General features: G+C 52.0%; 9 protein-coding genes. 5 read left to right on the top strand and 4 right to left on the bottom strand.

Annotation, left to right across the window (positions count from 1 at the left end):
* Window positions 1-218: 218 nt before the first annotated feature.
* The 5 genes from hmpA to dtpD all read left to right on the top strand — a co-directional run bounded on the left by hmpA (window position 219) and on the right by dtpD (window position 8567).
* Window positions 219-1409, top strand: coding sequence for an NO-inducible flavohemoprotein (gene hmpA / locus ACLJQJ_RS17895; RefSeq protein ID WP_000883151.1), 1191 nt, complete (start codon window positions 219-221; stop codon window positions 1407-1409).
* A 181-nt stretch (window positions 1410-1590) separates the two neighbouring features.
* Window positions 1591-3132 carry a lysine decarboxylation/transport transcriptional activator CadC gene (gene cadC, locus ACLJQJ_RS17900; protein WP_063809318.1) on the top strand — a complete coding sequence of 514 codons (1542 nt, stop codon included), beginning with the start codon at window positions 1591-1593 and terminating at the stop codon, window positions 3130-3132.
* Between the two features lie 360 nt (window positions 3133-3492).
* Window positions 3493-4824 (top strand): cadaverine/lysine antiporter, encoded by a 1332-nt coding sequence (gene cadB / locus ACLJQJ_RS17905; RefSeq protein ID WP_000100008.1) that lies wholly within the window; start codon window positions 3493-3495, stop codon window positions 4822-4824.
* 82 nt (window positions 4825-4906) lie between these two features.
* Window positions 4907-7051, top strand: a complete 2145-nt coding sequence (gene cadA / locus ACLJQJ_RS17910) for a lysine decarboxylase CadA (RefSeq protein WP_001100652.1) — start codon at window positions 4907-4909, stop codon at window positions 7049-7051.
* A gap of 55 nt (window positions 7052-7106) precedes the next feature.
* Entirely contained in the window at window positions 7107-8567 is a 1461-nt protein-coding gene (gene dtpD / locus ACLJQJ_RS17915; RefSeq protein ID WP_000856793.1) for a dipeptide permease DtpD, read from the top strand.
* A gap of 48 nt (window positions 8568-8615) precedes the next feature.
* Here dtpD and glnB read toward each other — a convergent pair whose 3' ends face one another.
* The 4 genes from glnB to qseE form a co-directional block, all read right to left on the bottom strand.
* A complete protein-coding gene (glnB, locus tag ACLJQJ_RS17920; protein WP_000717694.1) occupies window positions 8616-8954 on the bottom strand; it encodes a nitrogen regulatory protein P-II in 339 nt (112 codons plus the stop codon).
* A gap of 76 nt (window positions 8955-9030) precedes the next feature.
* A complete protein-coding gene (gene glrR, locus ACLJQJ_RS17925) occupies window positions 9031-10365 on the bottom strand; it encodes a two-component system response regulator GlrR (RefSeq protein ID WP_024131115.1) in 1335 nt (444 codons plus the stop codon).
* The gene (gene qseG / locus ACLJQJ_RS17930) at window positions 10365-11129 is read right to left on the bottom strand and encodes a two-component system QseEF-associated lipoprotein QseG (protein WP_001054239.1); all 765 of its coding nucleotides are present in this window, start codon (window positions 11127-11129) and stop codon (window positions 10365-10367) included. The genes glrR and qseG overlap by 1 nt, the downstream gene beginning before the upstream one ends.
* Before the next feature lies 1 nt (window position 11130).
* On the bottom strand, window positions 11131-12561 hold the full coding sequence (qseE, locus tag ACLJQJ_RS17935) for a two component system sensor histidine kinase QseE/GlrK (protein WP_001670672.1): 1431 nt from the start codon (window positions 12559-12561) through the stop codon (window positions 11131-11133).
* Between the last annotated feature and the right edge of the window lie 130 nt (window positions 12562-12691).

The raw sequence follows: 12691 nt of genomic DNA on the forward strand, positions 1-12691 counted from the left end.
AAAGGTTTTTACGCAAACGATTACCTATGCGTCAGATAAGGGTTTCCTGAACGAGAGACTGACGAATTTCAACGGATTTCTTTTCAGCTTTGTGATGCAGATTTTTCACGTTGTTACCTCCATAACGTAAAGCAGAGAAGATCCATTTACAATGCAAGGGTATTTTTATAAGATGCATTTGATATACATCATTAGATTTTCACATAAAGGAAGCACGTATGCTTGACGCACAAACCATCGCTACAGTAAAGGCCACCATTCCCCTGCTGGTTGAAACAGGACCGAAACTGACCGCCCACTTCTACGACCGTATGTTTACGCATAACCCGGAGCTCAAAGAAATCTTCAATATGAGCAACCAGCGTAACGGCGATCAGCGCGAAGCCCTGTTTAATGCTATCGCGGCCTACGCCAGCAATATCGAAAATTTACCGGCGTTGCTGCCGGCGGTAGAAAAAATCGCGCAGAAGCACACCAGCTTCCAGATTAAGCCGGAGCAGTACAACATCGTCGGGACGCATTTGCTGGCGACGCTGGACGAAATGTTCAACCCGGGCCAGGAAGTGCTGGACGCGTGGGGCAAAGCCTATGGCGTACTGGCTAACGTCTTTATCCATCGGGAAGCCGAGATTTATCACGAGAACGCCAGCAAAGACGGCGGCTGGGAAGGCACGCGCCCCTTCCGCATCGTTGCGAAAACCCCGCGTAGCGCACTGATCACCAGCTTTGAGTTTGAACCGGTCGACGGCGGTACGGTGGCGGAATACCGTCCCGGGCAGTATCTGGGCGTCTGGCTGAAGCCGGAAGGTTTTGCGCATCAGGAGATCCGCCAATATTCACTGACCCGTAAACCCGATGGCAAAGGGTACCGTATTGCCGTGAAGCGTGAAGACGGCGGCCAGGTATCAAACTGGTTACACCATCACGCCAGCGTAGGCGATGTGGTGCATCTGGCTGCGCCGGCAGGTGACTTCTTTATGAATGTCGCCGCTGATACCCCCGTTTCGCTGATTTCCGCTGGCGTCGGCCAGACGCCGATGTTAGCGATGCTCGATACGCTGGCGAAAGGACAGCATACCGCGCAGGTGAACTGGTTCCACGCGGCGGAAAACGGCGACGTTCATGCGTTTGCCGACGAAGTGAGCGAGCTGGGCCGTACACTGCCGCGTTTCACTGCCCATACCTGGTACCGCGAGCCGACTGAGGCCGATCGCGCCCAACGCCTCTTCGACAGCGAAGGGCTGATGGATTTAAGCAAACTGGAAGCCGCGATCAGCGATCCGGCAATGCAGTTCTATCTTTGCGGCCCGGTAGGCTTTATGCAGTTTGCCGCAAAACAACTGGTTTCACTTGGCGTGAATAACGAAAACATTCATTACGAATGCTTCGGCCCGCATAAAGTGCTGTAATTGCAAGAAATCCTCTGAAAAAACGGGCGTTATCGTTAAGGCGAACGCCCGTTTTCCTCCCCGTTCTCCTGCTTATTGCGCTGCTTTTTATGCCTTTCTTTTACAAAAAAGGGGAATAAAAAAAGTCTGTGCAAATCGTGTTATTATTAACGTTTGACTTAGCTCGTTAGGGCATCTTTTTATGCAGCAACCTGTTGTACGCATTGGAGAGTGGCTGGTTACACCTTCTGTTAATCAGATCAGTCGTCAGGGACGCCAGATTACTCTTGAACCACGGCTGATCGATCTTCTGATGTATTTTGCGCATCATCCGGATGAAGTGTTAAGCCGGGATAACATTATTGATCATGTCTGGATGCGCACCATCGTGACCAACCATGTTGTCACCCAAAGCATTTCTGAACTACGCAAATCATTAAGAGATGGCGGAGACAGCAATGCTGAATACATCGTTACCGTACCTAAACGCGGCTATAAGCTGACGGCGCCGGTTATCTGGTGCGAAGAAAATAGCGATGAGATCGATAATTCATCAACGTCGCCGCCGCCGATCGCAGCAACGAATGCAGAACCGACAGAGGGGGCTACTGCCGCTACGCCTGTGCCGCCCGCCTCTTTGCAAACGCCGACTAAAAAGGCGAAAAAGCCGCGTATCGCCGCTTTCTGGACGTGGGTGATGTTCCTGCTCTCGCTGGCGACGCTGGTGGTGTTTATCGTGATGTCGGTGGTAGATCATAATGCCGCGGTAACAAAAACGCGGTTATTACTTAACCCACGAGATATAGATGTTCGTTTTGAAGGCGGCAATTCCTGTAATAACTGGGTCTCGCAGGAGTCCTACGCCATCGGTCTGGGCGGCTTAATCACCGACCTGCTGAACACCTACTCGACCTTTATGGTGCACGATAAAACCAATTACCGGGTCAATGAGCCAAGCAGCTCCGGTAAGACGTTAACCATTCAGTTTGTCAATCAGCGCCACTATCGGGCGCAGCAGTGCTTTATGTCTGTGGTGCTCATTGATAACGCCGATGGTTCAACCATGCTGGATAAGCGTTATTTCGTCACCAATACTAACCAGTTGTCCATCCAGGATGATCTGTTTAATAGCCTGTCTTTCGTTTTAACACAGCCCTGGCCTAATCGAATGCGAGAACAACTGGCCCTGTTCAGAACGCCGCAAAATACCGCGCTGATGCGTTTTTATGAGGCGCGCCAGCTTATTCTGAGCGGCGATGCGCAGGCGCTAAGTAAAGCCAGCGATATTCTGAATGGCATTATTAAGGAAACGCCTGATTTCAACTATGCCTATGAATATAAAGTGCTGGTAGATGTATTACGGCAATCACAACAGCCGTTTGATAAAGAACAAGTGGCCGCACTGAACGAAGAGTTTAAAAAAATAGATCAAATTCCGGGCGTTGAGAAAACGTCTGTTTATTATAAAATCAAGACCGTTGATCTTTTGGGCAAAGGTGATATCGATGCAGCGTATGAGGAAATCAATAAAAGCATCGAGCTTGAAATGTCGTGGTTTAACTATGTCCTGTTGGGGAAAGTTTACGAAATGAAAGGTGAGAATCGTCTGGCCGCTGATGCCTATCTGACCGCCTTTAATTTACGTCCAGGTGAAAACACGCTGTACTGGATCGAAAATGGCGTATTTCAGACATCCGTTCAGAAAATTGTCCCTTATCTGAATAGTTTTCTGGCAGAAGATTAAATTTAATGCTGAACCATGACGAATAAAAGCGAAAAGATATTAAATTTTTCGCTTTTATTTTGTGAAAAACATGTTGCCAAAAATAGCTTATGTTAATTTTGGCAACATGTTCATCGCAAAGAAATGTAAATATAACTCTTTGTAATTAAACGATGTTTATCCTTTCATGATATTTTCCATGATGTTTATATGTTAATTCAAAAAAATCAATCTATCAGTTTTTTCATGTTTGTGTTTATTTCACTTTTTCTTTAGGACTTATCTCAACCCATTCGTTAATCTTGTCGACAGTTGAACGGGCACGCAGCATATATGAAGCATAAGCCCGGTTCTTAAAAATACAGCTCAGGAGAAATGAACATGAGTTCTGTCAAAAAGATCGGGCTATTTGCCTGTACTGGCGTCGTTGCCGGTAATATGATGGGGAGCGGGATTGCATTATTACCCGCCAACCTTGCCAGTATTGGTGGCATTGCCATCTGGGGCTGGGTAATTTCTATTATTGGGGCAATGTCGCTGGCTTATGTTTATGCGAGGCTGGCAACCAAAAACCCTCAACAGGGTGGCCCTATCGCTTATGCTGGGGAAATATCTCCGGCGTTTGGTTTCCAGACCGGCGTTCTTTATTATCACGCAAACTGGATTGGTAACTTAGCCATCGGTATTACCGCTGTTTCTTATCTTTCTACGTTCTTCCCGGCATTAAATAATCCAATACCGGCAGGTATTGCCTGTATTGCTATCGTCTGGCTGTTCACCTTTATTAATATGCTGGGTGGGGCCTGGGTCAGCCGCTTGACAACGATTGGCCTATTCCTGGTGCTGATCCCGGTAGTCTTGACCGCAGTCGCCGGCTGGCATTGGTTCGATATCGCGACCTATCACGCGAACTGGAACACGTCCACGACGACCGACTCTCACGCCATTGTTAAAAGTATTCTGCTCTGCCTGTGGGCGTTCGTTGGCGTTGAGTCTGCCGCCGTCAGCACCGGCATGGTGAAAAACCCGAAACGCACCGTACCGCTGGCAACCATGCTGGGTACCGCGCTGGCAGGCATCATCTATATCGCCGCGACTCAGGTTATCGCCGGGATGTTCCCAGCTTCCGTTATGGCCTCTTCCGGCGCGCCGTTCGCTATCAGTACCTCCACGATTCTGGGTGGCTGGGCTGCGCCGCTGGTTTCCGCCTTTACCGCTTTCGCCTGCCTGACATCTCTGGGCTCCTGGATGATGCTGGTCGGCCAGGCTGGGGTTCGCGCCGCCAACGACGGCAACTTCCCGAAAATTTACGGTGAAATGGATAAAAACGGTATTCCGAAAAAAGGTCTGCTGTTAGCTGCGGTGAAAATGACGGCGCTGATGATTCTGATCACCATCATGAACTCCAGCGGCGGTAAAGCGTCCGACCTGTTCGGCGAACTGACCGGGATTGCCGTACTGCTTACCATGCTGCCGTACTTCTACTCCTGTGTTGACCTGATTCGCTTCGAAGGGTTCAACATCCGTAACTCGGTAAGCCTGATTTGTTCTGTACTGGGCTGCGCATTTTGCTTCATCGCACTGATGGGCGCCAGCTCCTTCGAACTCTCCGGCACCTTTATCGTCAGTCTGATCATCCTGATGTTCTACGGTCGCAAAATGCACCAGCGCCAGAACAACGACAGCGACAACAATACGGCTGAAGCGCTTTAACCGCTAACTCCTTTTTCTCAAAGCCCCTTTCGTCACCTGCTATAGCGTAGCGGGAGGGGCCCACTTTACCAGGAACAAGACTATGAACGTTATTGCTATCATGAACCACATGGGCGTCTACTTTAAAGAAGAGCCTATTCGTGAACTGCATCGTGCACTGGAAGGTTTAAATTTCCGTATCGTCTATCCAAACGACCGAGAAGACCTGCTGAAGCTGATTGAAAATAACTCCCGCCTTTGCGGCGTCATTTTCGACTGGGATAAATATAACCTTGAGCTTTGCGAAGAGATTAGCAAGCTGAACGAGTATATGCCGCTGTACGCCTTCGCCAACAGCTACTCTACGCTGGACGTCAGCCTCAACGATCTGAGAATGCAGGTTCGCTTCTTTGAATATGCTTTAGGCGCCGCAGCCGATATCGCGGCGAAAATTCGCCAGAATACCGATGAATACATCGACAATATTCTGCCGCCGCTGACAAAAGCGTTGTTCAAATATGTGCGCGAAGGGAAATATACTTTCTGTACGCCTGGCCACATGGGCGGGACCGCTTTCCAGAAAAGCCCCGTCGGCAGCATCTTTTATGATTTCTTCGGCCCGAACACGATGAAATCCGATATTTCGATTTCCGTTTCCGAACTGGGTTCGCTGCTGGACCACTCCGGCCCGCATAAAGAAGCGGAAGAGTATATCGCCCGCGTCTTTAACGCCGAACGTAGCTACATGGTGACGAACGGCACCTCTACGGCGAACAAAATCGTCGGTATGTACTCCGCGCCGGCAGGCAGCACGGTACTGATTGACCGTAACTGCCATAAATCGCTGACCCATCTGATGATGATGAGCGACATTACGCCGATTTATTTCCGCCCAACCCGTAACGCCTACGGTATTCTTGGCGGTATTCCGCAAAGCGAGTTCCAGCACGCCACTATCGCTAAACGGGTAAAAGAGACGCCTAACGCAACCTGGCCGGTCCATGCTGTTATTACTAACTCAACCTATGACGGTCTGTTGTATAACACTGACTACATCAAGAAAACTCTGGATGTGAAGTCCATTCATTTTGACTCCGCCTGGGTGCCTTACACCAATTTCTCCCCTATTTATCAGGGTAAATGCGGTATGAGCGGCGACCGTGTAGAAGGCAAAATCATTTATGAAACCCAGTCCACGCATAAACTGCTGGCGGCGTTTTCACAGGCATCCATGATTCATGTTAAAGGCGACATTAACGAAGAAACCTTTAACGAAGCCTACATGATGCATACCACCACTTCTCCGCACTACGGTATCGTAGCGTCTACTGAAACCGCAGCGGCGATGATGAAAGGTAATGCGGGTAAACGCCTGATTAACGGCTCTATTGAACGTGCGATTAAATTCCGTAAAGAAATTAAACGCCTGAAAAGCGAATCTGACGGCTGGTTCTTTGACGTATGGCAGCCGGAACATATCGATGGAGCTGAGTGCTGGCCGCTGCGTTCAGATAGCGCATGGCATGGCTTCAAAAATATCGATAACGAACACATGTACCTCGACCCGATCAAAGTCACTATCCTGACGCCGGGGATGAAGAAAGACGGTACGATGGATGAGTTCGGTATTCCGGCAAGTCTGGTCGCCAAATATCTCGATGAACGCGGCATCATCGTAGAAAAAACCGGTCCATACAACCTGCTGTTCCTGTTCAGCATTGGTATCGACAAAACCAAAGCTCTGAGCCTGCTGCGCGCGCTCACTGAATTTAAACGCGCCTTTGACCTGAACCTGCGCGTCAAAAACATTCTGCCGGCACTGTACCGCGAAGCGCCTGAGTTTTATGAAAATATGCGCATCCAGGAACTGGCGCAGAATATTCATAAACTGGTCGAACATCATAATCTGCCGGACTTAATGTACCGTGCGTTTGAAGTGCTGCCGAAAATGGTGATGACGCCGTATACTGCGTTCCAGAAAGAGCTGCATGGCGAAACGGAAGAGGTGTATCTTGAAGAGATGGTTGGACGCGTCAACGCCAACATGATCCTTCCTTACCCTCCGGGAGTGCCGCTGGTGATGCCTGGTGAAATGATCACCGAGGAAAGCCGTCCGGTACTGGAATTCCTGCAAATGCTGTGCGAAATCGGCGCTCACTATCCGGGCTTCGAAACCGATATCCACGGCGCCTATCGTCAGGCAGACGGACGTTACACCGTTAAGGTGCTGAAAGAAAATACGAAATAAGTACCAAAGGGAAGTGGCTTGCCACTTCCCTTTTTTCACGCAGCAAGGAGACTTTATGAAAACACCCTCACAACCGCGCGCGATTTTTTACATCGTGGCGATTCAAATTTGGGAATACTTCAGCTTTTACGGCATGCGTGCCTTACTCATCCTTTATCTTACCCACCAGCTTGGTTTTAATGACAGCCACGCGATCAACCTCTTCAGCGCCTACGCCTCTTTAGTTTACGTTACCCCTATTCTTGGCGGCTGGCTTGCCGACCGCCTGCTTGGCAACCGCGTGGCGGTTATCACCGGCGCCTTATTGATGACGCTGGGTCATGTGGTATTGGGCTTAGAATCTGATTCAACGCTGAGTTTATATGCGGCGCTGGCCATTATTATCTGCGGCTACGGCTTGTTTAAATCCAATATTAGCTGTCTGCTGGGCGAACTTTACGCCCCTGATGACAACCGCCGCGACGGGGGATTCTCGCTGCTCTACGCCGCCGGGAATATTGGATCGATAGCCGCGCCGATCGCCTGTGGTCTGGCGGCGCAGTGGTATGGCTGGCATGTCGGCTTTGCGCTGGCGGGCGTCGGAATGTTCATCGGCCTGCTCATCTTTTTAAGCGGTCATCGCCACTTTCAGCAGACGCGCGGTGTTAATCGCCCCGCGCTGCGGGCGGTTAAATTCGCCCTTCCAACCTGGGGTTGGCTGGTATTAATGCTGTGTATCGCGCCGGTATTCTTCACCCTCCTGCTGGAAAATAACTGGTCTGGCTATGTGCTGGCCATTGTCTGCGTCTTCGCGGCGCAACTTATCGCCCGTATTATGGTTAAATTTCCCGAACACCGTCGCGCCTTGTGGCAAATCGTTCTGTTAATGATCACCGGCACTCTCTTTTGGGTTCTGGCGCAGCAGGGCGGAAGTTCGATCAGTTTATTCATCGACCGTTTTGTCAACCGCCACTGGCTGAATATGACCGTCCCCACCGCATTGTTCCAGTCGGTCAATGCGATTGCGGTGATGGCGGCGGGCGTGGTGCTGGCGTGGCTGAGCAGCCCGAAAGAGAGCGCCCGCTCGGTGCTGCGCGTCTGGCTTAAATTTGCCGTGGGGCTGGTATTGATGGGCGGCGGTTTTATGCTGTTGGCGCTAAACGCGCATCAGGCCCGGTTAGACGGGCAGGCATCAATGGGAATGATGATCGCAGGGCTGGCGCTGATGGGCTTTGCAGAGCTGTTTATTGATCCGGTCGCGATGGCGCAAATTACCCGCCTCAACCTGCCTGGCGTCACGGGCGTACTGACCGGTATTTATATGCTGGCGACCGGCGCGGTCGCTAACTGGCTGGCTGGCGTCGTCGCGCAACAAACCACGGAATCGCAAATTAGTGATACGGCGGTAGCCGCCTATGGACACTTTTTCTCGCAAATGGGCGAGTGGACGCTAAGTTGCGTGGCGCTGATCGTCGCCATTGTCGGCCTGAGATGGGTTTGCACCCGGACAACATCGGCGCTACCGCAGGGCGATTAAACGGTGGTTCGCTGCCCACAAGGAGGGGACGGGCAGCGAATCGGCACATCAGATAGCCGCGTCGTCTTCTTCGCCAGTACGGATACGAATAACGCGGGCGACATCAAAGACAAAGATCTTACCGTCGCCGATTTTCCCCGTCTGCGCGGTACGAATGATGGTATCAACACAGGTATCCACGATGTCGTCAGGCACAACGATTTCAATTTTTACCTTCGGCAGAAAATCCACCATATATTCCGCGCCGCGATACAGCTCGGTGTGGCCTTTTTGACGGCCAAAGCCTTTGACTTCAGTGACCGTCATGCCGGTAATACCTACCTCGGCCAGCGCTTCACGGACATCGTCCAGCTTGAAGGGTTTAATAATCGCATCAATCTTTTTCATGCTATTCCTTGAAAAGGTCGCCTGTGTTTTGATCGGTTAAACGTAACATATTTCGCGCTACTTTACGGCATGAAAACTACTCTTTGAAATCATTCGCATCCAGTTCGTGACGGGAGAGTAGCTTATAGAATTCCGTGCGGTTGCGCCCCGCCATCCTTGCCGCGTGCGTCACGTTACCTTTGGTAATTTGCAGTAACTTGCGCAGATAGTTCAGTTCAAATTGGTTTCGCGCTTCGGCAAAGGTGGGCAGCGCGGTGTTTTCGCCTTCCAGCGCCTGTTCGACCAACGCATCGCTGATCACCGGCGAAGAGGTTAACGCCACGCATTGTTCAATGACGTTGACCAGTTGGCGCACGTTGCCCGGCCAGCTTGCCGTCATCAGCCGTTTCATTGCATCAGTAGAAAAGGCGCGAACAAACGGTTTATGCCGCTGTGCCGACTGTCTGAGCAGATGATTAGCCAGCAGCGGAATATCCTCGGTACGCTCCGCCAGCGCCGGAATTTTCAGGCTCACGACATTCAGCCGGTAGTACAAATCTTCACGAAATTCGCCCCGCGCCATCGCCTTCGGCAGATCGCGGTGCGTCGCGGAAATAATTCGCACATCGATATCAATATCGCGATTGCTGCCCAGCGGCCTGACTTTGCGCTCCTGTAACACCCGCAGCAGCTTCACCTGTAACGGCGCGGGCATATCGCCAATTTCATCCAGAAACAGCGTGCCGCCTTCCGCCGCCTGGAACAACCCTTCACGATTGCTTACTGCGCCGGTAAAGGCGCCGCGCGCATGGCCGAATAATTCGGACTCCAGCAACTGTTCCGGCAACGCGCCGCAGTTGATGGCGACAAACGGCTTGTTACTGCGCGGGCTGGCATTATGAATCGCCTGTGCGAAAATCTCTTTCCCGGTGCCGCTTTGTCCGTTAATCAATACGCTGACATCCGACTGCGCGACCATGCGCGCCTGTTCAAGCAGTCGCAGCATCAGCGGGCTACGGGTAACGATAGCGTTGCGCCAGCTATCGTCCGTCGCGGGAGCGGACTGCTCCAGCGCTTCATCTATCGCTTTATATAACGCGTCTCTGTCGATCGGCTTCGTCAAAAAGCTGAATACGCCTTTCTGGGTAGCGGCCACCGCATCCGGAATGGAACCATGCGCCGTCAGAATGATAACCGGCATTCCCGGCTGTACTTTCTGAATTTCTGTGAACAGTTGCATACCATCCATTTCGTCCATGCGCAGGTCGCTTATTACCAGATCCACTTTTTCCCGATGTAGTACCCGTAGTCCTTCCTGGCCGCTCTCTGCGGTCACGACGCTGTATCCTTCACTGGTCAGGCGCATACCGAGCAATTTCAGTAATCCGGGATCGTCATCGACCAGCAGCAGGTGCGCCGGTTTACGGCTTATCATGGCGTTACCTCATCTTGTGACGGCGACGGCGCCGCGCCATCTTCAGACGTCGCGGGTTTGTCATTCGTATGCGGCGTATCGGCGTTGTAATTCCCTGCCGGTTTTCGTGTCGAAAGCTGGCGCTCAATATCGGTTAAACTCTCCAGCTTACGGGTGGTAAGATCGAGCTGCGTTTGCAAGGCCTGTTGCTGCTGGCGCAGCGCATCCAGCTCACTATCTGACGTTTGCTGGAGTTTGCTATAACGCTGACGTTCGGCAGAAAGCGCCAGTTGCAGCGCCTGACCGTCATGCCAGATTTGGTAGACGGGCCGTACCTGAGCCGGTATTTGCGCGCTTAACGCCTCCAGACGGGTCACGATGGCGCGCCGCTCCGGCGGCGTAATTTTTGCATCCGCCAGTAAAATCCCGCGCCTGAAGGCATTTTGCCAGTTATCATCCGTCAACGCGCGCGCCTCTGCGCGCGACTGAACCGGCATCAGACGATCGGCGCAGTCAATCGTGCGTAGCCAGTACAGCGGATTCGTCTCCACCGCCTGCCCGCGTAGCGACCAGATATCCGCGCACGCCGTCGGGAGATAATCCGCCAGTTGATAATGGGGGAGCGTGTCCTGCGCTGCGCTACCGGGCAGTTGCTGTGAAGCATGGGGAACACATGCTGTCAGCGCCAGACACGATATGCCCACCGGTATTCCCCACCGCAAAAGGCATCGTTTAATAGTTTGGACGAAAACGTGTGACATACGCACCAGGCTTAAATTCATATTAGTGTTTGTCAGATGCAGGCAATGGCAGCGAGATGCGAAAACAAACTTCCTGCGCGTTGTCATCCACCAGTTGGATCTCTCCCTGCATTCGACGAATACAATCTCTGGCGATACTCAGCCCTAACCCACTGCCTTTTACCGCCCCTTTTCGCTGGTGGCTTCCCTGGAAAAAAGGCTCAAAAATCATTTCTCTTTCGGTTTGCGGAATCGGTTCGCCGCTATTAACCACATCGATATAAACCGTGGAGCCCTGAGAGCGACTACGGATACAAATGTTACCGGATTCAGCGCCATAGTGCACCGCGTTGGAATAGAGATTATCCAGCACGCTCATCAGCAACATGGGCTCTGCTATGCAGCGTTCGGCCTCCAGGTCGACATCGGTATGCATCATTTTAGCGCGGGCAGGCAAACTGTGGGCGGAAACCACCATATCCACAAGCGGCGCGATATCGACCGCTTCCAGCTCTGTGGCACTGTCTACCAGTTTCCGGTTGTAATCAAGCAATTGCTCAATCAATTTTTGTAAATTACGACTGCTGTCATCCAGAATATCGACCACCTCTTTTTGCTCCGGCGTCAGCGGCCCAACCACCTGATCGGCCAGCAGCTCTGTCCCCTCGCGCATACTGGCCAGCGGGGTTTTCAGCTCATGGGACAAGTGACGTAGAAACTGATGGCGCTGGGATTCCAGCCACGCCAGACGCTCACTCAGCCAGATAATGCGCTGCCCCACCGATCGTAATTCACGCGGACCGGTAAAGGTGACGGTATTCCCTAAAGAACGGCCTTCGCCCAGGCGATTAATCATCCGTTCAATTCCTTTCACCGGCCCGATAATCATGCGGGTAAAAAGTAGCACCATCGCCAGGCTCACCAGAAATAGCACCAGCGCCTGCCAGCCGAAAAATTGTCCGCGCTCGGCGATTTCTTGTTGTAACTGCTGCCCACGCGAATAAACCACAGTACGCGTCGCCTGCACCATTTCCGTATTCGCGTTGGCAAAGGCCTCCAGACGCGCGGCCGCTGCCGCTTCCGGGCCGCTATCTTTACACTGCAATTGCGCCAGCGCGTTTAAATCCTGGCGTAACGCCTGATACAACTTATCATCCGGCAATACGCCGGCATGGGCGTCCAGCATATCGCTATAGCGCTTACGCTGGCTTTGATACACTTTTGCAAGCGTCGGATCGTCAAGCACGCAATACTGTCGGTAGCTTCGCTCCATCTCCAGCGCGACGTTGGTCATCGCCTCGCTGCGCCGGGCGTCAATAAGCGTGCTGCGGTTAGTCACCGCAGCCTGATCGCTTAACGCGTTAAGGCTTTGCCACGCCTGCCAGGCCAGAACCAGCAACGGCAGCAGGATCAGCAAAAAGGCCAGCATGACCAATTGTCGTAAAGAACGGGGGAAAACAGACCAGCGCTTCAACGTGTCGCTCACATAAAAGAAGAATAAAAAAGATGCTAACCGAGGGAAGCGCCAGATACAACAAAGCCGGGCTAAACCCGGCTTTGTTATGGAATAAGGCGGTGCCTAACTCGACGTTTCGCCCGGAGGT

This window comes from Salmonella sp. SAL04202 (genome assembly GCF_046550775.1).
Classification (GTDB): domain Bacteria; phylum Pseudomonadota; class Gammaproteobacteria; order Enterobacterales; family Enterobacteriaceae; genus Salmonella; species Salmonella enterica.